This is a genomic window from Rhizobium sp. HT1-10, from assembly GCF_049472505.1.
Classification (GTDB): Bacteria; Pseudomonadota; Alphaproteobacteria; order Rhizobiales; family Rhizobiaceae; genus Rhizobium.
The window spans coordinates 617,398-638,909 of record NZ_JBCEBQ010000001.1; the positions used below are offsets into that span (position 1 = coordinate 617,398).

The 21,512-nt window shown below is 61.6% G+C and carries 20 protein-coding genes; 5 read left to right on the plus strand and 15 right to left on the minus strand.

Translation table 11 applies throughout. The features are described 5' to 3' along the window. Nucleotides 1-78 precede the first annotated feature (78 nt). From mgtE to VH564_RS03070, 3 genes are all read right to left on the minus strand, one after another. Nucleotides 79-1,452, minus strand: coding sequence for a magnesium transporter (gene mgtE / locus VH564_RS03060; RefSeq protein ID WP_423338339.1), 1,374 nt, complete (start codon nt 1,450-1,452; stop codon nt 79-81). Nucleotides 1,453-1,804: 352 nt separating this feature from the next. Further along, a complete protein-coding gene (locus VH564_RS03065) occupies nt 1,805-2,818 on the minus strand; it encodes a zinc-binding alcohol dehydrogenase family protein (RefSeq protein ID WP_423338340.1) in 1,014 nt (337 codons plus the stop codon). Nucleotides 2,819-2,907: 89 nt separating this feature from the next. Next, nucleotides 2,908-4,122 (minus strand): MFS transporter, encoded by a 1,215-nt coding sequence (locus VH564_RS03070; protein WP_423338728.1) that lies wholly within the window; start codon nt 4,120-4,122, stop codon nt 2,908-2,910. Between the two features lie 336 nt (nt 4,123-4,458). Here VH564_RS03070 and VH564_RS03075 point away from each other — a divergent pair, with 336 nt between their 5' ends. Then, on the plus strand, nt 4,459-5,406 hold the full coding sequence (locus VH564_RS03075; protein ID WP_423338341.1) for a diacylglycerol/lipid kinase family protein: 948 nt from the start codon (nt 4,459-4,461) through the stop codon (nt 5,404-5,406). A gap of 9 nt (nt 5,407-5,415) precedes the next feature. Here VH564_RS03075 and VH564_RS03080 read toward each other — a convergent pair whose 3' ends face one another. Next, a complete protein-coding gene (locus VH564_RS03080; protein WP_423338342.1) occupies nt 5,416-6,798 on the minus strand; it encodes a glutamine synthetase family protein in 1,383 nt (460 codons plus the stop codon). A 50-nt stretch (nt 6,799-6,848) separates the two neighbouring features. Between VH564_RS03080 and VH564_RS03085 the strand changes: the two genes are divergently transcribed. After that, complete coding sequence (locus VH564_RS03085; protein WP_423338343.1) at nt 6,849-8,207, plus strand: aspartate aminotransferase family protein; 1,359 nt, start codon at nt 6,849-6,851, stop codon at nt 8,205-8,207. 15 nt (nt 8,208-8,222) lie between these two features. Here VH564_RS03085 and VH564_RS03090 read toward each other — a convergent pair whose 3' ends face one another. Both VH564_RS03090 and VH564_RS03095 read right to left on the minus strand, forming a co-directional pair. Continuing rightward, the gene (locus VH564_RS03090) at nt 8,223-9,719 is read right to left on the minus strand and encodes a glycosyltransferase family 39 protein (RefSeq protein WP_423338344.1); all 1,497 of its coding nucleotides are present in this window, start codon (nt 9,717-9,719) and stop codon (nt 8,223-8,225) included. Continuing rightward, the gene (locus VH564_RS03095) at nt 9,712-10,731 is read right to left on the minus strand and encodes a glycosyltransferase family 2 protein (RefSeq protein WP_423338345.1); all 1,020 of its coding nucleotides are present in this window, start codon (nt 10,729-10,731) and stop codon (nt 9,712-9,714) included. The genes VH564_RS03090 and VH564_RS03095 overlap by 8 nt, the downstream gene beginning before the upstream one ends. Nucleotides 10,732-10,820: 89 nt before the next feature. Between VH564_RS03095 and VH564_RS03100 the strand changes: the two genes are divergently transcribed. Next, nucleotides 10,821-11,792, plus strand: a complete 972-nt coding sequence (locus tag VH564_RS03100; RefSeq protein ID WP_423338346.1) for a lysylphosphatidylglycerol synthase domain-containing protein — start codon at nt 10,821-10,823, stop codon at nt 11,790-11,792. Nucleotides 11,793-11,834: 42 nt separating this feature from the next. On the opposite strand, the gene VH564_RS03105 is transcribed toward VH564_RS03100, so the two are convergent. Further along, a complete protein-coding gene (locus tag VH564_RS03105) occupies nt 11,835-13,328 on the minus strand; it encodes an AMP nucleosidase (RefSeq protein WP_423338347.1) in 1,494 nt (497 codons plus the stop codon). A 98-nt stretch (nt 13,329-13,426) separates the two neighbouring features. Further along, a complete protein-coding gene (locus VH564_RS03110; protein ID WP_423338348.1) occupies nt 13,427-13,597 on the minus strand; it encodes a hypothetical protein in 171 nt (56 codons plus the stop codon). Nucleotides 13,598-14,122: 525 nt separating this feature from the next. Between VH564_RS03110 and VH564_RS03115 the strand changes: the two genes are divergently transcribed. Continuing rightward, entirely contained in the window at nt 14,123-14,389 is a 267-nt protein-coding gene (locus VH564_RS03115) for a sel1 repeat family protein (RefSeq protein ID WP_423338349.1), read from the plus strand. Nucleotides 14,390-14,520: 131 nt separating this feature from the next. Here the strand turns inward: VH564_RS03115 and VH564_RS03120 are convergent, their stop codons facing one another. The 3 genes from VH564_RS03120 to VH564_RS03130 form a co-directional block, all read right to left on the minus strand. Beyond that, on the minus strand, nt 14,521-15,633 hold the full coding sequence (locus VH564_RS03120) for a pyridoxal phosphate-dependent aminotransferase (protein ID WP_423338350.1): 1,113 nt from the start codon (nt 15,631-15,633) through the stop codon (nt 14,521-14,523). Between the two features lie 83 nt (nt 15,634-15,716). Beyond that, complete coding sequence (locus VH564_RS03125) at nt 15,717-16,109, minus strand: PilZ domain-containing protein (RefSeq protein ID WP_423338351.1); 393 nt, start codon at nt 16,107-16,109, stop codon at nt 15,717-15,719. A 129-nt stretch (nt 16,110-16,238) separates the two neighbouring features. Beyond that, nucleotides 16,239-16,640, minus strand: a complete 402-nt coding sequence (locus VH564_RS03130) for a DUF2177 family protein (RefSeq protein WP_423338729.1) — start codon at nt 16,638-16,640, stop codon at nt 16,239-16,241. 156 nt (nt 16,641-16,796) lie between these two features. On the opposite strand from VH564_RS03130, the gene VH564_RS03135 reads away from it, so the two are divergent. Continuing rightward, nucleotides 16,797-17,243, plus strand: a complete 447-nt coding sequence (locus VH564_RS03135) for a host attachment protein (protein ID WP_423338352.1) — start codon at nt 16,797-16,799, stop codon at nt 17,241-17,243. A 75-nt stretch (nt 17,244-17,318) separates the two neighbouring features. Here the strand turns inward: VH564_RS03135 and VH564_RS03140 are convergent, their stop codons facing one another. The 4 genes from VH564_RS03140 to iolD form a co-directional block, all read right to left on the minus strand. After that, on the minus strand, nt 17,319-17,666 hold the full coding sequence (locus tag VH564_RS03140) for a hypothetical protein (protein WP_423338353.1): 348 nt from the start codon (nt 17,664-17,666) through the stop codon (nt 17,319-17,321). Between the two features lie 158 nt (nt 17,667-17,824). Further along, nucleotides 17,825-18,628 (minus strand): 5-deoxy-glucuronate isomerase, encoded by an 804-nt coding sequence (gene iolB / locus VH564_RS03145; RefSeq protein WP_423338354.1) that lies wholly within the window; start codon nt 18,626-18,628, stop codon nt 17,825-17,827. A 40-nt stretch (nt 18,629-18,668) separates the two neighbouring features. Further along, a complete protein-coding gene (iolE, locus tag VH564_RS03150; RefSeq protein ID WP_423338355.1) occupies nt 18,669-19,586 on the minus strand; it encodes a myo-inosose-2 dehydratase in 918 nt (305 codons plus the stop codon). Nucleotides 19,587-19,652: 66 nt separating this feature from the next. Then, on the minus strand, nt 19,653-21,503 hold the full coding sequence (gene iolD, locus VH564_RS03155; RefSeq protein ID WP_423338356.1) for a 3D-(3,5/4)-trihydroxycyclohexane-1,2-dione acylhydrolase (decyclizing): 1,851 nt from the start codon (nt 21,501-21,503) through the stop codon (nt 19,653-19,655). Nucleotides 21,504-21,512: the final 9 nt, after the last annotated feature.

The following is a 21,512-nucleotide window of genomic DNA, read 5'->3' on the forward strand; positions in this document are numbered from 1 at the left end:
GGAAATGCGCGTTAGGGTTTAAAAAAGGAACGGATTTCAGGCAGACAGACGGGCGGCTGGGCCGCCCGTCTGTATCCGTCAGAGCAGGGTGCCGCTTAGGATCGCCAGCGCGACGCTGAAATAGATCACCAGTCCGGTGACGTCGACGAGCGTCGCGACGAAGGGTGCGGAGGCGCTGGCGGGATCGAGGCGGATCTTCTGCAGCAGGAAGGGCAGCATGGAGCCGCAGATCGAGCCGAAGGTCACGATCCCGATCAGCGCCGCGAATACCGTCAGCCCCACCAGCTGCCAGTGTGGCCCGTAGTCGAACAGCCCGATCTGCTGCCAGGCGACGATCCGTACGAGGCCGACGAGCCCGAGGATTGCACCGAGGGTGACGCCGGTCGGCAGTTCGCGCAGCAACACTCGCCACCAGTCCGACAGCTTCAGTTCGCCGAGCGCCAGCGCCCGGATGATCAGCGACGTTGCCTGCGAGCCGGAGTTGCCGCCAGAGCTCATGATCAGCGGAATGAACAGCGTCAGTACGACAGCCTTTTCCAACTCCCCCTCGAAGTGCTGCATCGCGCTTGCCGTCAACATTTCACCGAGGAAGAGGGCAGCAAGCCAGCCGGCCCGTTTCCGGATCATGCCCGCAAAGCTGATCTGCATGTAGGGCTTGCCGAGTGCTTCCATGCCGCCGAACTTCTGCGCGTCTTCGGTTGTGTCGGCAATCATCGTGTCAATCACGTCATCGACGGTGACAATGCCGAGCATATGCTGCTCATCATTGACGATCGGCAGCGCGAGCAGATTGTGCTTGCGGATCAGCCGGGCGACGTCCTCCTGCTTCATCAACGGCTGGGCCGTCACAGGCTCGCCCATCTGGGCGACGGTGAGGATCGACGCATTCTCCTCGCCATTGATCAGCCGGCGCAGCGTGACGACATGCGAAAGCGCATGCGTCTTACTGTCGAGGACATAGATGGCATAGACCGTCTCGCGCGAGCGCTCGACCTGGCGGACATGCTGCAGCGCCTGGCCGACGGTCCAATCGTCGGGCACGCTGACGAATTCCGTCGTCATGATGGCGCCGGCCGTGCGCGGCGGGTAGCCCATCAGCGTCTGGATCGCCTGCCGCGTTGACATGTCGAGCCGTGCGACCAGCCCGCCGCGCACATCCTCGTCCATTTCGAGAAGGATGTCGGCCACCCGGTCGTTGGCTGTCGCGTTCAGCAACTTCGCGGCCTGTTCGGGCGGCAATACCGTCAGGATGTCGGCCGCCCTGTGCAGCTCCGGCTGGTTGAGGACGTGCACCGCCTTCTGTAGCGACAGAGACGCCAGGATGGCCGCCGCCTCCTTGACACCAACGGCATTCAGCCGTTCGACGCGTTCCGCAGTGGTGATGCCACGGCCTTCGTTGATGAGGTTAAGGGCGGCATGGCCAGCCCGAATGGGTAAGCTGTTGAGGTTCATTGGCTCGCCTTTCCGTCGATCCGCCGCAGCGGCGGATCGTGGCGAGCCGACAGGAGTCGGTTAGTGCACGAACGCCGCTGACGGCAAAGGCAATCGACTGCTACTGTCGCTAGGCATCGTAAGATGACTCCGGTTGATCGAAGTGGAGGCAGACCGCTCTCCACGTCGCGAGAAATCTGCCAAAACAGCTAAAAAGTCAAGTCCCGTAGGGAGTTGGTGTGGTTCCCCAGCAGGCTATAGAATGACCGGCGGCGCTTTAGGCTCAAGTTCTTTTTCGGGCCTGCGCGCAGCAATTGAGCAGTCGCGGCCGGGCCTTGTCTGCCCGGCCTGCATATCGACAGTCGACAGGAGATCAGAACCCGGCGAGAACGATCTTGCCCTTTGTCCTGCCGCTTTCGAGCATCCTGTGCGCCTTCTTGAGGTTGTCAGCGCTGATCGTGCCGAGCACCTCGGACAGCGTCGTGCGCAGCTTGCCTGCATCGATCAAACCCGCGACCTCTGTCAGCAGCTTGTGCTGCTCGATCATGTCGGCGGTCTTGAACATCGAGCGCGTGAACATGAACTCCCAATGGACGGACACCGATTTGCGTTTGAACGGCATGATGTCGAGCGTTTTAGGGTCGTCGATCAGCGCGAACCGTCCCTGCGGCGCAATGAGCGTGGCGATTTCGGCGAGATGGTCGCCGGTGTTGGTGGTCGAGAATACGAACGACGGCGCGCCGGTGCCGAGTGCATCAATCTGCGCGGCCAGCGGCTTCGAATGATCGACGACATGATGGGCGCCCAGATCCTTGATCCAGTCGCTTGTTTCCGGGCGTGATGCGGTGGCGATGACGGTCAAATCCGTCAGCGTGCGAGCCAGTTGAATGGCGATCGATCCGACGCCGCCGGCGCCTCCGATGATGAGGATTGCTGGCGCGGCGCCCGGGACCGGGTCCTGCACGCGCAGGCGGTCGTACAAGGCCTCGTAGGCGGTGATCGACGTCAGCGGCAGCGCCGCCGCTGCGGAAAAATCGAGATTTTTCGGTTTAAGCGCAACGATCCTCTCGTCAACCAAGTGATATTCGGCATTCGAACCGTCGCGCTCGAGCGCGCCGGCGTAGTAGACCTCGTCGCCCGGCTTGAACATCGTGACAGCAGGTCCGACGGCTTTGACGATGCCGGCCGCATCCCAACCGAGAACCTTGTACTGGCCGGCTGCCGGCGTTGCGCTGGCGCGCACCTTGGTGTCGACGGGATTGACGGAGATAGCCTTGACCTCGACCAACAGATCGCGATCCTTTGCCTCCGGCATCGGCAGCTCGACGTCGATCAACGAGCTTAATTCCGAGATCGACTGCGGTTTCTGATAGGCGACAGCGCGCATGGGAAACTCCTGTGTTTGTTCACGAAAGTTGGTGGCCCATCATCCTTTGGCAAGGCCAGACTGTGCAGATCGGCTATTGCCTCGCCCGATCAAGCGACTTGCGATGCACTCCCAGCCCGGCGCTCCAGGGCGACGGAGAAGCCGAACACCACCAGGCCGCCGACAGACAGGATAGCGCCGACATAGCCGGTTGCCGCAGCCGTATAGCCCCATGCGATGGCAATGCCACCGAGCCAGGCGCCAAGCGCATTCGCGACATTGAACGCCGAATGATTGGAGGCGGCGGCAAGGGTCTGTGCATCGGCCGCCACATCCATCAGCCTCGTCTGTACGGCTGGACAGGCGGCAAAGCCGCAGCCAATGAGGAAGGTGCAGATACACAGCATTACCGGACTGGTGGCGGTCAGGGAGAACAACGTCATGATGACGACGTTGAAAGCCATCATCCCGCCGATCGTGCCCTTCAGCGAAATATCGGCAAGCCGCGACCCGACGATGTTTCCAACATTCATGCCGATACCGAACAAAGCCAGGACGACCGGGATCATTCCTGCAGACATCCCGGAAACGTCAGTCGTCGTCGAGGCAATATAGGTGAAGATCGAGAACATGCCGCCGAAACCGACGGCTGCGATGCCAAGCGTGAGCCAGACCTGGACACGGACCAGCGCCCCGAGTTCCCGCATGATACTGGCGCCGTCGGCGACCCGATCCTTCGGCAAGAACAGCGCGATCAGCAGAACCGTCAGAGCGCCGAGCCCGCCGACCATCATGAAGGCAGCGCGCCAGTCGAGAAGCTGTCCGAGGAGGGTGGCGATCGGCGTGCCTACCAGCGTCGCGATCGTCAGGCCCAGCATGACCCGTCCGACGGCCCGCGCCCGGCGGTGGATCGGTACCATCGAGGCGGCAACCAGCGCAGCGACGCCGAAATAGGCGCCATGCGGCAGACCCGTGAGGAAACGCAACAGCGTAAAGCTCGCGAAGGTCGGCGCGACGGCGCTCATGATGTTGCCGGCGGCAAACACCGTCATCAGCAACAGGAGCAGCGTCCGCCGCGCGAGCTTGGCCGACAACACCGCGATGACAGGCGCGCCGATAACGACGCCCAGCGCATAGGCGCTGATGACATATCCAGCTTCGGGCGTGGTGACGCGAAAGGTGTCGGCAACGTTCGGCAAAAGCCCCATGATGACGAATTCACCGGTGCCGATGCCGAAGCCGCCCATTGCGAGCGCCAGCATCACCAGGCCAACTGCGGTGCTCGAGGGCGTATCTGCTACGGACTGCGGCTCATGGGAATCGATGACGAGGTCGGTCAAGGCAGCTCCGGACGTTGAGACTGGTGGAAGGGAGCCCGGGGCACATGCCTGGCTTCCTCTGGCTGAGGCCGAATCGGGGAGATAATTGAGGGGCGCGGCAAGCGCACTTTCGACTATGTAAGATAGCTCAGATGCCGTCTCGTGCATTTTCCGCACTGCAGCAAGGCACGTCGCGCATACGTTGACGCGCCGGCAATGCGCGTCGGTTAAGACTATCTCGCGTATCGCTTGATTTTGTTCGCATACGGTCCATCTAAAGAGCACATTTGCTAGGGTTGCCGCTGTTAGCCGGCAGTAGCAATGGGGAAACCGGGGTCCTCCATGAAGCTTATCGGCCTTTTCAACCAAGACGGCGGCACGTTCCGGACGACAGACATGGATGCTTACAAAGCCCATGCCGAGCAGGTTTTTCGCGATGCGGGCCATGACATAGAGTGTAGGGTGGTGTCAGGCAGCGAAATCGTGCCATCGATGGAACAGGCGGCGCAGCGCAGTGACATCGAAGGCATCATCGCCGGTGGTGGTGACGGTACGATTTCAGCGGCGGCTGCGGTCGCCTGGAAGAACAAGATCGCACTCGGTGTCGTTCCCGCCGGCACGATGAACCTGTTTGCCCGCTCCTTGCGCCTCCCGCTCGACATCTGGCAGGTGCTCGATGTCCTTGCCGTCGGCGAGGTAGACGCGGTGGATATCGGAAGCGCCAACGGCCGGCCTTTCATCCATCAGTATTCAGCGGGCATGCATGCGCGGATGGTGCGCTATCGCAACTCCTTCACCTTTCGCTCGCGGATAGGCAAGATGTCCGCAAGCACCCGCGCCGCCCTCGGCGTTGTCTTCAATCCGCCCGAGTTCGACCTCGAGTTCGAGCTCGATGGCAAGAAGGAGCGCCGGCGCATTTCGGCTGTCTCTGTCTCCAACAATCCGTTCGGTGAAAACGCTCTCCTCTATGCCGACGACCTGACCACCGGCAACCTCGGCTTCTACCTGGCAAAGCCTATGAAGCCGCTGGGGGTTGCCCGCTTGGCCTTCGACATGTTGCGGGGCAAGTTCCGCGACAATGTGGATGTCATGGTGATGAATGCCGAGTTACTACATCTGCATTATCCAAGGATGCACCCCAAGGCGAATTGCGTCATCGACGGCGAGCTGTTGCCGCTTGAGCGCGATGTCGTGCTGAGGCTGCATCCCAAGGAGTTGAAGGTGATGGTCGAAAAGGGCACGGCAAAACGTGTCGCGGTCGAGCAGAGCCCGGAACCCTCCCTGGCCTAGCGCCGTCGATCAGATGCGCGGCAGATAGGTTTTGTAGTCGAAATCCGACACCGTACGCAGGAAGTGGATGGCTTCCTTTTCCTTGGTGTCGGCAAACAGAGCCTGATAATCTTCGCCGAAGATGTCCTTGATGAAGGGCGAGACGCGGAAGCGCTCGACGGCCGTCAGGAAATCATGGGTCAGACGCGGGGCCTGCGTTGTGGTATCGCCGGGCGTGACTGCGCGTCCCGGATCCAGCTGTTCTCCAAGCCCCGAAAGCATGCCCCCGAGAATAGCGGCTATCGCCAGATAGGGATTGGCATCGGCGCCGGGGACGCGGTGTTCGATACGGGCGCCGGGCCCACGCGTCTCGGGAATGCGCAGCGCCGTGCCGCGGTGGTCGAAACCCCAATTTATCTCAACGGGTGCGAATGAGTCGGGCTGGAAGCGGCGATAGGAGTTGGCGAAGGGCGCGAATACCAGCTGCGCTTCCTGCATCGTCCGCAGCAATCCAGCGCAGACCGATTTCAGCTTGAGCGGCTCGCCACTCTCGGCATCGAAAATATTGTGACCTTGGCTGTCGAGGACGCTGACATGGACATGCAGCCCGGAACCGGCATGCTCTGTGTAGGGCTTGGCCATACAGGTCGACTTCAAGCCATGCTGGCGGGCCGCTTGGGCCGCTATCCGCTTCAGTCCGATGCAGTCGTCGGCGGCGGCCAGTGCATCCGCGCGGTGCAAAAGGTTAACTTCGAACTGCCCTGGCCCGAACTCTGCAGTCGTCGCATCGGCCGGCAGCCCCTGCGCCCGCGCATAGGCGCGCAAGGTCTCGAGATAATCTCCAAGAAGATCGACGGCATCCATGTCGTAGAGTTGAAAGCCGTTCGGCTCGCCGTGATAGGTGAGCGCTGGCGGTGGCGATGGCACCCGTGCCGCCTGCCAGTCGGCGGCCATCAGGTAGAATTCCAGCTCTGTCGCGACCACGGGGGTCAGCCCTAGTCTCCGATAGCGCTCGACGACGGCGGCAAGGATCGCGCGCGGATCCATGAAGCTCGGGCGACCGTCGAGCCGGTGCATTGTGGCCAGCACCTGGCGCGATCCTTGGGGCGCCCATGGCATCGGCGCTAAGGTACGCGGATCGGCGACGCACTTGCCGTCGGGATCGCCTATCGTCATCGACAGGCCGTTCAGTTCGTCATTGTCGTAACCCCAGATGTCGAGCGTCTGTGTCGACTGCGGCAAGCGCACGTCGCCGGCCCAGACCTTCTTTTCAGCCGAAAGCGGAATTTGCTTGCCGCGCAGCCGACCGTTCATGTCGACGATCAGCACCTCGATGCGAGCGGCTGGGTCCGGCGTGTCGTCTTTTGCTGTCTCGGCGGTCATGCTCTTGAAAATCCTCGAATGCCCGGCCATGGTCGTAGCTGATCAAGCCCGGCCTTTCAATTCCGAAGGATTTGCAGACGATGTCCGAGACGAAACCGCTCTCCAATCTCGCCGCCATCGATGCCGCCCATCACCTGCATCCCTTCGCCGACACCGCCAAGCTGAACGCCGAAGGCGTTCGCATCATCCAGCGCGGCGAGGGTGTCCACATCTTCGACAGCCAGGGTCGGAAATATCTCGACGGCTTTGCCGGGCTATGGTGCGTCAACATCGGTTACGGCCGTCCGGAGATTGCCGAGGCGGTGTCACGGCAGATGAACGAGCTGCCCTTTTATAACACCTTCTTCGGCACGACGACGACGCCAGCGACGCTGCTCGCCGAAAAGGTCTGTGCCCATGCCGGGCCGAGCTTCAACCATATCTTCTTCACCAACTCCGGCTCCGAGGCGAACGACACCTGGTTCCGCATGGCCAGGGTCTACTGGAGCGCCGTCGGCAAGCCCTCGAAGAAGATCGTCATCGCCCGGCTGAACGGCTACCACGGCTCGACGGTGGCGGGCGCCAGCCTCGGCGGTATGAAGTACATGCACGAGCAGGGCGATCTGCCGATTCCAGGAATCGTCCATATCGGCCAGCCCTATTGGTATGCGGACGGTGGCGACCTCTCGCCCGAGGACTTCGGCCTGAAGTTGGCGCGCGAACTCGAGGCAAAGATCGACGAACTCGGCGAGGACAATGTCGCGGCCTTCGTGGCGGAGCCGATCCAGGGTGCGGGCGGCGTCATCATTCCACCGTCGACCTACTGGCCGGAGATTGATCGGATCTGCAAAGCCCGCAACATCCTTTTGGTATCCGACGAGGTCATCTGCGGCTTCGGACGTCTGGGCTCCTGGTTCGGGTTCCAGCACTACGGTTTCCAGCCCGACCTGGCGCCGATCGCCAAGGGCCTGTCGTCGGGCTATCTGCCGATCGGCGGCGTGCTGGTCGGCGACCGCGTTGCCGAGATCCTGATAAACAACGTCGGCGAATTCAACCACGGCTTCACCTATTCCGGCCACCCCGTCTGCGCCGCCGCGGCACTTGAAAACCTGAGAATCATCGAGGACGAACATCTGGTCGAGCGGGTGCGCGAAGACATCGGCCCCTATTTCGCTGAGGCCTGGGGCAGCCTTGCCGACCACCCGATGGTGGGCGAGGCAGTCAGTGTCGGGCTGATGGGCGCCCTGCAGCTTGCCGCCGACAAGACGACGCGCCGCCGCTTCGAAAAGCTGGATGCCGTGGGAGCGGCCGTCCGAAACCACGCCCTGGCCAACGGCCTGGTCCTGCGCGCCACCGCCGACAGGATGCTGGCGTCGCCGGCCCTGATCATCAGACGCGAAGAGGTCGACGCAATGGTGCGGATCGCGCGTCTGGCGCTGGATGCTGTTTGGAAAGCCTGACTCTCAGCCAGCGATCTAACGTGGATAGATCCAGGCATAGGCGAAGCGGGCCGTGTCACCGCTTTTGCCGTGGATGTAGCCGACATCGGCCTGGCGCGCGACGGCATTGGCATAGTCGGGCCCGAGCGACGTGGTGACCCAGTTGACCAGGGTCAGGGGCATGGCGTCGCGACCCTTCTTCGGCAGCCAAACCAGCAGCACCGGCCGATCGGCTGTCCACTGGTAGGGCAGGGTAAGGTTTGCGAAGAACATCGACATGACAGGGACGTCGGGCAGTTGCAGGCGCAGGTTGCCCGCCGGCAGCCAATCGTCGGTCATCACGAGGCCCGGCTGCTTGCCTTCGCTGCTGACGACCTGGCTGACGAACGCGGCGTAGGGCATGTTGTAGGCTTCATAGGAGCCGAACAGGCTGGGGAAGGTGACGCGGGTCAGGAGCGCCGTCGGGATCAGCAGCATCATGGCGAGCGGAATATAGATGAAGCGCTTGGCGAAATCCTCTGACCGCAGGCCGGCGATTTCCATCTTCAAGCAAAGATAGATCGGCAGCAGGAACAGGAACGGCAAAAGCCACCGGTCACGCATCGCCGTCATGCCGATGCCGAGAACCAGCACCAGCACGAGCACTGCCACGGCAAGGAAGATGGCAGCAAAGAACCGCGTCCATTCGTTGGAGCGTCGAAGGTTGCCGAACAGGCTTTTGCCGAACACCAGCCCATAGACGACCAGGGTCGGCAGGCAGATGACAACCGTGAGCTTGATGAACTCCAGCGGCCCTCGGATCCGCTTGGCCCATTCGCTTTGTGGCGCATCCTGCTCCATGATGCCGAGGGTGCGGCCGGAGGCGAGATCGAAGTTGTGCAGCAGCCAGAGGCCATGCGGCAGGAAGATGATCAGTGCGATGAGCACGGTGACCAGAAAACGCTTGTCGAAAAGCCGGGCGCGACCCTGCGGGTGCAGCAAGACCGCGACGATAGTGGCGGCAGCCAGCAAAGCGAAATTGTATTTCGACAGCATGCCGAGCCCGAGCGCCAGGCCAGTGATCAAGTAGCCTGACCATGAAGGCGTCTTGATCGTCCTGATGACACCGTAGAGGAACAGGTTGATCGTCACCATCTGGGCAACGGTATGGGTGAGGTCGCGCTGCGCCTCCCAGAAAAGCTGCGGTATCGTCAGCAGAGACAGCGTCGCGATGACCGCAAACAGCTTGTCGGCCAGCACCAGGCGCGCGAGCCTGTAGTAGCTGACATAGAGCACGAACAGCACGAGGTTCTTGACGATCGAGATGATCGCCAAGGAAAGTCCGAAGACCGAGACGAACGCGGTCTGAAGCCAGTTGTACAGCGGCGGCTGCGAATCGTAGCCAGATGTCAGCCATTGCGAAAAGAACGCCTGCTGCGACTCGTCGTAGCGCATGGCGTGCGGCATCAGCATGCGGACGATGAACTCAAGGCAAAAATATCCGGCAAGCAGCAGGATGACCGCATCGGGCTTGCGGATCAGCAGCCTATGCATCCGGCAAATCCCGATCGAAGATCTTGCGAACGATGTAGTTCGGCGAATCGTCGTCGCGATAGTAATTACGAGCGATCATTTCGGCGAGGATGCCCGTGGTTACCATCTGCACGGAGGCAAGCAGCAGCACCACGCCGACCATCAGCATCGGTCGCGTGCCGATATCGTTGCCCATGATGAATTTGTCGACGAAGAGGTAGGCCATGATGAGCATTGCCAGGGCGCCGAAGCCGAGGCCGAGCGATCCGAAGAAGTGTCCCGGCCGCGCCTTGTAGCGCATGAAGAACATCACCGACAGCAGGTCGAGAATCACTCGGAAGGTGCGGGAGATGCCGTATTTCGATTTGCCATGGGCGCGGGCGTGGTGGGTGACGGCCATCTCGCCGATCCGCGAGCTCGGTACGACGCTTGCAACCCAGGCAGGGATGAAGCGATGCATCTCGCCCATCAGCTTGACCTGTTTGATGATCGCGGTGCGGTAGATCTTCAGGCTGCAGCCGTAATCATGCAATTTGACGCCAGTCGTCCGGCCGATCAGGTAATTGGCACACCAGGATGGGATCTTGCGCAGGAGCAGTCCGTCCTGTCGGTCTTTGCGCCAGCCGACGAGAAGGTCGAGGTCACGGCGTTCCAGTTCGGCGACCATCGCCGGGATATCCTTGGGATCGTTCTGCAGGTCGCCGTCCATGGTGGCGATCAGCCGGCCGGTGGCGGCGTCAATGCCGGCCTGCATGGCGGCGGTCTGGCCGAAATTTCGCTGAAGTTCGACGATCCGCAAGATCAGTCCGTCCTGCTGCAGATAGGTTCGGGCATTGACCAGCGTCGCGTCCGTACTGCCGTCGTCAATCAGGATCAATTCCCACGATCCAGCGAATTCCGCCATGGACTGGGTGATGCGCTCGATCAGAGGGCCGACACTGTCTTCCTCGTTGAAGACCGGCACGACCAGCGAGAGTTCGACTGGATGAGCTGCATTCGCGTGAAGCCGATTTGACTCTGCCGTTGTCTGCAACGCTTCTTTCTCCTAAAAGCCGTCATGGTCGCTGGCCGCGCGAGCCATGCTCGTACCGCCAGCAACATCCCAAGTCGGTGCCTAACTACATGAAGTGTCCAATGGTTGTCACCCGACTATCCTGGTTTATTCGCAATCGCATGACACTGCTGACCTTGGCGGTTGTCTTGGCCTATGCCGCCTTCATTGAGTGGTTCTGGGGCTGGAGCGTCATCCTCGGGCAATGGGGCAAGGTCGGTCCGCTGCCGATTCTCATTGCGTTGGCCTTGCTGACCAGCACCTACTTCCTGCGCACATGGCGCATCCATGACTACTTCCCGGGTGAGACAAAGGGCAGGTACGCCCCCTTATTTCGCGTAACGCAGGTCCACAATCTGCTGAACGTCATGATGCCCTTCCGCACCGGCGAGACCAGCTTTCCGCTGCTGATGCGCGCGGAATTCGGCATTCCCCTGGCTCGCAGCACAGCGGCACTGCTCGTCATGCGCCTGCTTGATCTGCATGCCCTGCTCGCCGCAGCCGGTGTCGGACTGGCAATGGGCTCGCGCCACGGGCTATTCGCCTGGCTGCTATGGCTCTGCTTCCTGCTGCTGCCGGTTGCCGCCTTCGCTGTCCGCGTGCCTCTCGTTAGGCTCACGGGGAAGGCATTGCCGGCAAGGGCGCAATCGATCGTGCGGGAGCTCGAGCGCGGTTTGCCAGAGGATGCATCAGCCTTTGCCCGCGCCTGGCTGATGACCGTCGTCAACTGGCTTGTGAAGGTGGCGGTTCTCGCCTGGGCGCTTGGCCTGATGCAGGTCGCGCCGCTTTCGGCGAGCTTCGGGGGAGCGTTGGGCGGTGAACTGTCCTCGGTATTGCCGGTGCATGCGCCGGGCGGGATCGGGACCTATCCGGCTGGTATCACTGCCGGAGCGCTCGCCTTCGGCGCTCCGACCGACAAGGCCGCCTTGACGATCCTCGCACAGGCAAGCATCAACGGTCACCTGCTCGTCATCGTCTCCGCCTTGATCGGCACGGCAATTGGGCTTCTGGTGCCCAAGGGGCGGGCCCGAAAGGCCGCTTAGTAGTCCAAACGGCTCAAACGCATTCGCAAGCCTCTCAGCCCCTCACTGGAAAGCGGTCTCGAAGAAGCTGCGTAGCTTGCGCGAATGCAGCGCTTCCGGCGGCATCGCCGCCAACTTCTGGATGGCGCGGATGCCGATCTGCAGATGCTGGTTGACCTGCGTCCGATAGAAGGCGGTCGCCATGCCGGGCAGCTTCAACTCGCCGTGCAGCGGCTTGTCCGAAACGCAGAGCAGGGTGCCGTAGGGAACGCGGAAGCGAAAGCCATTGGCGGCGATGGTTGCCGATTCCATGTCGAGCGCGATCGCCCGGGCTTGCGAGAGCCGCTTGACCGGCCCCGCCTGGTCGCGCAGTTCCCAGTTGCGGTTGTCGATGGTACCGACGGTACCGGTGCGCATAATGCGCTTAAGCTCGAAGCCCTCGTAGCCGGTGATTTCAGCCACCGCCGCCTCGAGCGCCACCTGCACTTCCGCCAGCGCCGGGATCGGCACCCAGACAGGCAGGTCATCGTCAAGCACGTGGTCCTCACGCATGTAGGCATGGGCCAGCACATAGTCGCCGAGCTGCTGGCTGTTGCGCAGGCCGGCGCAATGTCCAAGCATCAGCCAGGCATGCGGCCTGAGGACGGCGACATGGTCGGTGATCGTCTTGGCGTTGGAGGGCCCGACGCCGATGTTGATCATGGTGATCCCGGCATGGCCCTTTTTCTTCAGATGATAGGCTGGCATCTGCGGCAGCCGCGGCGATGCGATATCGGTGTCCGGCGAACTCGATCCGGCATGGGTGATGATATTGCCCGGCTCTACAAAGGCCGTGTAGCCTTCGCCGCCCTTGGCCATCAGGTCGCGCGCCCAGGTGCAGAATTCGTCGATGTAGAACTGATAGTTGGTGAACAGAACGAAGTTCTGGAAATGGGCTGCCCCCGTCGCGGTGTAATGCGCGAGGCGGGCCAGCGAATAATCGATGCGCTGCGCCGTGAAGGGCGCCAGCGGCGAGGGCTGCCCGGGCGGCGGGATATACTCGCCATTGGCGATCTCGTCGTCAGTGGTGTTGAGATCCGGCGTGTCGAACAGGTCGCGCATCGGGATGTCGGCAAACCTCGCCGCAGAAGCCTCGACGTGGGCGCCTTCTCCGAAGGCGAAATGCAACGGGATCGGTGTAGTCGATTCCGACACGACGACCGGCACATTGTGGCTGCGCATCAAGAGCGCCAACTGCTGGGTCAGATAGTGGCGGAAAAGGACGGGCCGCGTGATCGTCGTGGTATAGACGCCGGGCGCCGTTACGTGACCGTAGGACAACCGCGAATCGACATGGCCGAAGCTCGTCGTTTCGATGCTGACCTGCGGATAAAAGGCGCGAAAGCGCGCGTTGATTGGCGCGCCTTCGGCGAGCTCCGCGAATTTGTCGATCAGAAACGACGTGTTTCGCTCGTAGAGCGCAGTCAGCGCGTCGACGGCCTTGACCGGATCATCGAAGGTCAGCGGCGCGAAAGGTTCTGGCGAGGAAATATCGAGGGGAGAGAATTTGTTGCTCATGAGCCATTATAGGATGATGTCCTCAACAAGCAAATGACGACATGAAGCTCTGTCTGGATTTCCGCAGGATTTTGTTTGCTGCGGAATGTACCTCGTTCCTATTGGACCGTCGCGCAATAGGGGCTGGTCGACTGCAGGCAGGTAAAGCTGGCGCCGAAATGCGATTGCGCGCCGCTCGAGTTGCTGTGCTGGACGGCGGCCGAGAAGCTGATCGCAAAGACCGCAGAGATCAGCGTGATGATGGTGAAGCGCCGCGCCATGATGAACATGCCAATTTACCCCTTTACCCGATGGATCGCCCTTGATCCTGACGCCTTTCTGCCATGGTTCAGCTGAATGGCTGCTGATGCGTCGGTTCATCGGGCGTTCAGCTTGCCGATACGCGCGCCGGATCGAGGACACCAAACGCTTGGGAAGGGCACAACGGCGCGAAACCGCCCTTTAAGCGACCATTCTAAACAAGGTGAAAGTCGCAGGCACCGTTTTGCAGCTCGATTCAGAGTCAACAAAGGGTTGATTTCGAGATCCTAATTTTTCGTAAAATGCGTGCCAAAGTCCTTAATTTGCAAGGCCCCTGATGTTTAACGAAATCCCAAGTTTACCAAGCATTTGCACTTTGTTTGCATCAAATTAAGCAAGCATTTTAAGCGCTTTTTGAAGCCCGTCTGCGATACTCAAATCATCAAACGAGCGGGGAAAACCCGCCGCCCGGAAGACCACCAAGCCGCACAAGACGGCAAGGTCTGAAGGAAAACAGGGATTGCACTGAACAGGCTGAAACAGGAGTTGAACCGATGGCACGCTTTGAAATGACGACGTCTGAAATGGCCACCATGGGTGGAGACAAGAACGCCGATATCTTCTGCGAAATGGGTCTGATGTACGCGACCGGTCGTGGTTGCGACATCGACCTGATCGCCGCGCACAAGTGGCTAAACATTGCGGCCATCAAGGGCTGCGACCGGGCCGCAGAACTGCGCGCCGATGTCGCCGCCACCCTCACCAAGATGCAGCTGGCGGCAGCCCTTCGCTCCGCCCGCGAATGGATGACTGTTCACTGAGCGGTAGTTTCTCTCAGCGCCTGCAATAAAGACAACCTCGCAAAGAGGGGGAGCGGCGACGCCGGAAGGCCGACGCCGAATGCGAAACCGCGACCGACCGGGACAAGGGCGGCGCGGCTTCTCGCGTGAGTTCAGTCGAGCCTCTTCAGAACCTGCGGCAAGGCTTGCTCGAACAGATCGAGATCGGCATCCGGACCGACGCTGACGCGGATGCAGCGGTTCAGGGGGGCAACGCCCGGCATGCGGATGAAAACGCCATGGTCGAGCAGTCCGTCGACAATCGCACGGGCATAGAGGCCATCTCTGCCGCAGTCGATGGCGACAAAATTTGTCGCTGAAGTCAGCGCGACGAGACCGTTGTCGCGGGCGATCATGCCGATCCGCTCGCGCGCAGCCTCGATCCTTGCAACCACGCGCTGGAGATAATCCTGATCCTTGAGGGCAGCCAGAGCGGCAACGGTCGCCAGCCGGTTCATGCCGAAATGATTGCGCAGCTTGTCGAAGGCCGTGATCGTCTCGGGCGTGCCGATGGCGTAGCCGACGCGGGCGCCGGCAAGCCCGTAGGCCTTTGAGAAGGTTCGCGTTCGCAGCACGTTCGGCATGTCGATCAGGCTTTCGACGGATGGCAAGCAGGAATCGGGGCCGGTTTCGCAATAAGCTTCGTCGAGCACCAGCATGCAGTCTTCAGGCAGGGCTCGGGCGAAGGCAGTGACCTTGTCCCGGTCCCACCAACTTCCCATAGGATTGTCCGGATTGGCAAAATAGACCAGCGGAGCCTTCTCCCGCTGCACGGCCTCGAGGAGACCGTCGAGGTCTTCGCGATCGCCGACATAGGGAACCGTGACGAGTCGTCCGCCAAAACCGGCAACGTGAAAGTTGAAGGTCGGGTAGCCGCCGTGCGAAGTGACGACCGGCGTGCCTGTCGTGACGATCATCCGGACGATCAGCCCGAGCAGCGAATCGACACCCTCGCCAATGGCGATATTGGCGATTCCTATGCCGAGATGCGCTGCGAGCGCCGATTTAAGGTCGAAGTTTTCGGGGTCGTTGTATTTCCAGATGTCGTGCGCCTGGCTTTGCATTGCCTCGATCACCAAGGGAGACGGCCCGAAACCGTTTTCATTCGCACCGATCCGGGCTTTGACAAGGGCGTTCCGTTGCCGTTCCAGGGCTTCCGGTCCGACAAAGGGCACAGTCGAGGGAAGGGCGCTGGTCAGCGGCGTGAAGCGCGAAAAGGCAGGCATGCGTTTGATTTCCCAAGCGATGATTGGATGCGTCAGAACAATAGCCGCTTGGTGCAGGGATTCAAGGGAGGAGAACGGTTGCCTTAGCGACGCATCGAGCGGGCCGCCATTGCTTCCCGGTTGCCGATGAGGAAGTCGGCGCGGACGACCAGGCGTAGGGTTTCCGGCGTCAGGAAGTTTATGAAGCGCACCGCGATACGATCGCCATGGCGGTGCGTCTCGGCGCAACCGATACGATAGGCGAGGCCAAGGATGTTGAGATAATAGTGCTGCGGCAGCCCGGCGGTGCTGCCGACCAGGAAGCTGGCGCCGCCCTGTGAGATATCGATGATCTCGGCGCTGCGCATCGAAACGCCGGTGAGGCAAGGCTTGACGGCGATGAGGCGCGCCGGTCGTTGAACGAAGAAGCGCTCGAACCTGCGCTCATAGACTTCAGATTTTACACCTGCCAGATGCGTCGAACGAAGCATGGCCATCCCTCAGATCATAGAGTCCCGAAATCATCTCGGTTTGAGACACCACCGTGGCAGGCAGAAATTGCACTTCCGTCAAGTTAAAGGTTCGTATTTTAGCGATTTCGGCATCGTCGCGGTTATAGGTGCCGCTCAGGAGAAATATCGGGCAGCAGCGTAACCGCCGCCGGCCGTTGCAGCGGTCACCAGCGTGCCCCACGCCATGTCGACGACACTGACCATGATGGGCCAGTTTTTGAGCGTGGAAAGGTTGGTAATGTCATACGTCCCGTAGGCTGCCAGCCCGAGAACCGCGCCATAGACCAGTGCCCGGCCCAGCGTGCCGCCACCCACGGCCGGCATGACCGCCAGCATGACGACGGCGACGGTGAAAAAAAGATAGAAGATGGCCGCAATACCGAGGTTTGGCTGCGGCAGCATGAGGTCGCCGAGCTGATCGCGGTAAAAGGTCCGGGCAACGAGGCCGAGCCAGATGCCGTCCAGCACCAGCAGGGTTACGAGAGAACCCGCATAGGCGGTGAGGGCGGTCTTGATCATGGCTTGGCTCCTTTTGTTCAATCCTACGCGGAGCAACGTCGTTCGGATTATCTGGTTCGAAGTATATTCGAACTCTTTGTCGGGCCCGGCGTTTCTATGATGTCGATGGCGCCTGGATCTCGCCCATGCGCCGAACCAATGTAAGGATGAGCAATGACCGATATCAAGATTCCCTGGGAATCCTGGGTCGTCGTATGTGACGGGGCCAAGGCGCTGATCATGCAAAATGCTGGCGACAATCAGGACTTGAACCTCAAGGTGCAGGAGACGCTGACACAGCCGAACATTGCCGATCGTGACCTTGGCTCGGATAAGCCGGGGCGCGGGCATCAGGCCAATGGCACAAGTGGATCGGCTGTCGAGGAAACCAGCTGGCATGACCAGGCCGAGGCAGAATTCCTGAAGCGCGTTGCGCTGAAGCTGGATGAGCTGGTCCGCGACAAGGATGCGCGACGCATAGTGCTCGTTGCGCCGCCCAAGGCCTTGGGCCAGATTCGCCCAAATCTCAGTGCGGACACCCAGGCTGCAATAACCGCAGAGGTTACGAAGGACTTGACGAATTTCCCGGTCGATCAAATCGAGCGCCATCTGGCAGCCTGATCGTCTTACGGGAGAGAGGAGGCGCGGGGCGGCGGCCCCGCGCTTCTTTCGTTCTATTGGCGGCAATCTCTGGCTTTAGTGGCTTGCCTCGAAATTCAATCGAAGCACGTGGTGCAGAAATTCGGCATTGATCAGCATATTGAATCCGACCGTCACCTCTGCTCCCTCGCGCTTGATCAGCGTGCAGCCGATTTCGTCATGGATGCCGATGATTTCAAGGAAGAAATGCGTCGGAATATCGTAGCCCGTTCCGACATCCAGCGTCGCGCCCGATTGCGACATTGTGCGGATGATGCAGCGTGTCTGCGCGCTGGTGCTGAGATGATGGCCGACGAAGATGATCTTCCCCGGTCTATCGACGACATATTCCGGAAGTACAGGCTCTTGGTCCGAATTCGTCATGAGGTGCGTCTGAAGGTGCATTTTGACCTCCGCTGGTTGAACAATCTCAGAATAGGACGAACTGCTTGATGAAGCCTGAAGGTAATTCTTAAAAAGCCGGGCATCACCTGCCAAAGCGACATTTCTTCAGTGACATAGCGAAGAAACGGGGCACGTCGTCTCCGTGACGGAGCCATCTGCTAAAGTTTCGTCAGCCACTCGTGTTCCGGAGCGTTGTAAAACTTCCACACCCGCTTCGGCCCAGCCATCACATTGAGGTAATAGAGATCGTAGCCGTGGCAAGCGGCGCAGGGATGGTAGCCCTTCGGCACCAGCGTCACGTCACCGTCCTCGACAGCCATCACTTCGTCCAGTGAACGGTCATCGGTATATACCCGCTGGAAGGCAAAGCCCTGCGGCGGGTTGAGGCGGTGATAATAGGTCTCCTCGAGAAAGCTCTCGTTCGGCAGATCGTCCTGGTCATGCTTGTGCGGCGGATAGGAAGAGGTATGGCCGCCGGGCGTGATCACCTCCACCACCAGCAGCGAATGGGCGGCGCCGTCGTCTTCCGGCATGATGTTGTTGACGTAGCGCACGTTGGTGCCCTTGCCGCGCGTTAGCGCTGGATGGGTCCCGGGCGGAATGGCGCGAGCCTCGTGGCTGCCGCCACCGGGCGCCGAGCAGACGGCGAGTTCCAGATCGGTCTCCGCCGTCACGGACCAGCTTGAGCCGGCCGGAACGTAGAGCGCGTGCGGCGCGCCGTCGAAGGGGCTCATCCGATCGCCAAGCAGGCCGAAGTCTTTGTCGCCGGCCTTGGCCCGGCCTTTGCCGCTGACCCAGACGAGGCAGACCTCGCGGTCTTCTGTTTCGCCCATGGCCGTTTCGCCGGTCTTCAGGCGGTGCATGTCGAAGCCGACATAGGTCCAGCCGGCGCTTTCAGGCGTGACGTGGTGGACCTTGCCTGTGTCGCCGCTCGGGCTGACATGCAGGGGGGACTTGGTCATAGTGCGGTCTCCTTAAAATGGCGAACGGCGGTCGGGCGTTTCAGCCCTTCGGAAAGCCCTGCGTCTCGACCGTATAGCCCGATGCGGTCATCACCCGCATCAGTTCGGCATGGCCGATCTCGGCCATCCGCTGCGGCGGTGCCTTGCGCGGATCCTGTTCCGCCTCGACGACGAACCAGCCTTCATAGCCATGGTCCGCCAGTCGCTGGACGATGGCGCCGAAATCGAGTGAGCCGTCGCCCGGCACGGTGAAGGCCCCGAGCGCCACCGCGTCGAGAAAGGACTGCCGGCTGCGGTCGAGCCCGTCCACGACCGCCTTGCGGATATCCTTGACGTGGACATGGTTGATGCGACCATGGTGATTGTCGATGGCGCGCAGCACGTCGCCGCCGGCAAAGGCAAGATGGCCGGCGTCGAGCAGAAGCGGGATGCCTTCGCCGGAATGGCGCATGAAGGCGTCGAGCTCGGCCTCGGTCTCGACCACGGCCGCCATGTGGTGGTGGTAGGAGAGCGGCATGCCCTGCTCGGCGCACCATTCCCCGAACTCCGTGACGCGGCCGGCATAGGCCTTCATCTCGTCGTCGGACAGGCGTGGCTTGGTAGCCAGCGGCTTCGACCGGTCGCCCTGGATGGAGCGGCCGACTTCGCCGTAGACGATGCAGGGCGCATCGACGGCCTTGAACAGCTCGATCATCGGCGCAATCCGGTCCTTGTTGGCCGAAAGCTCCTCATCGACGAGGGTGCCCGAGAACCAGCCGCCGCACAGGGTCACATCGGCGGCCTTGAGGATGGGCAGCATCACGGCAGGGTCGTCCGGGAAGCGGCGCCCTTTTTCCATGCCGGTAAAGCCAGCGCTGCCCGACTGCCTCAGGCACTCCTCCAGCGAAACGTCGTCGCTGAGGTCAGGGAGGTCGTCGTTCCACCAGGCGATGGGGGACATGCCGAGTTTGGCCTTCATCATACTCTCCTCAATGTTTTTGGCCCGCAGCGCGCCGGCCCTCCTGCAAGGACCGGTGGCACACCGTCAGGCGATGCGCTGATCCGCGCGCTTGGCGATATAGTTGCTGTGTGCCTCGTTGACCTGCCGGCGCGGGCTTACTTCGGGAACAGCCACCTCCCACCAGTGACCGCCTTCCTGCGTGGTGATCAGCGGGTCGGTGTCGATGACGATGACGGAGGTCCTGTCGTTCGTACGAGACGCTTCGATTGCCTGTTCGAGTTCGGCGATGGAGCCGACCTTGACGGCAACGGCGCCCATGCTCTCCGCATGCGCGCGGAAATCGATCTCCGGCATCACCTCGTGATAGGAGTCCTTCAAGAGGTTGTTGAAGTTGGCGCCACCGGTGGCCATCTGCAGGCGGTTGATGCAGCCGTAGCCGCGGTTGTCGAGCAGGATGACGGTCAGCTTCATGCCGAGCATGACTGAGGTCGCGATCTCCGAGTTCAGCATCATGTAGGACCCGTCGCCGACCATGACGACGACGTTCTTGTCCGGGCGCGCAAGCTTGGCGCCGAGGCCGCCGGCAAGCTCGTAGCCCATGCAGGAGAAGCCGTATTCCATATGGTAGCTGCCGGGCACCGTCGCCGGCCAGAGCTTGTGCAACTCGCCGGGCAGACCGCCGGCGGCGCAGACGACGATGCTGTTCTCTCCGCCAAGCGTCCGGCTGACCGCGCCGATGACCTGCGCGTCGGAGGGCAGGACCGCATTGGTGGTCGCCATCGCCCTTTCGGCACCCTCCATCCAGGTCTTCTTTTCGTGCGCGGCTCTCTCGGCAAGTGCAGCCGGCGCCTTCCAGCCCGACAACCCCGACGAAAGTGCCTTCAGCCCTTCGCGTGCGTCGGCGACCAGCGTATGGGCTTCATGCTTGGCAGCGTCGTAGGCGGCGATGTTCAGGCCGACGATGGAAAGCCTGTCGTTCTTAAATAGCGCCCAGGAGCCGGTGGTGAAATCCTGGCAGCGGGTGCCGACGGCAAGGATCAGGTCCGCATCCTCGGCAAGCGCATTAGCGGCGGAGGTGCCGGTCACGCCGACTGAGCCGAGCGAGAGCGGATGGGTCTCGTCGATGGCCGACTTGCCGGCCTGGGTGACAACGACGGGAATCCCGTGCGTTTCGGCGAAAGCCTCCAGCTCCGCCGTTGCCCGGGAATAAAGCACGCCGCCACCGGCGATGATAATGGGTCGTTCCGCCTTGCGGATCAGCGCAATGGCATCGGCCAGTTCATCGGCATCCGGCTGCGGGCGACGCTGCGTCCAGACGTGTTCCTGGAAAAAGCTCTCCGGATAGTCGAAAGCCTCCGCCTGGACATCCTGGCAGAGCGACAGCGTCACCGGTCCGCAATCGAGCGGGTCGGTCAGCACCTGCATGGCGCGCTTCAACGCCGAAATGATCTGCTCCGGCCGGGTGATTCGGTCGAAATAGCGCGATACCGGGCGGAAGGCGTCGTTGGCCGACACCGTGCCGTCGCCGAAATCCTCGATCTGCTGCAGCACCGGGTCCGGGGCGCGGTTGGCGAAGACGTCGCCCGGCAGGAACAGCACCGGGATGCGGTTGACATGCGCGACGCCAGCCGCCGTCACCATGTTGAGCGCGCCGGGGCCGATCGACGTCGTGCAGGCCATGAAGCGCTGGCGGACGCTGGTCTTGGCATAGGCGATGGCGGCATGCGCCATGCCCTGCTCGTTGTGGGCGCGGTAGACGGGTAGTTGTTCGCGGATCTGGTAGAGCGCTTCTCCCATGCCGGCCACGTTGCCATGGCCGAAGATCGCCCAGACACCGCCGAAGATGGGGACCTTCTTGCCGTCGATCACCGTCATTTGCTTGGTGAGAAACTGTGCGACGGCCTGCGCCATCGTCAATCGGATCGTCTTGCCCATCGGGCGCCT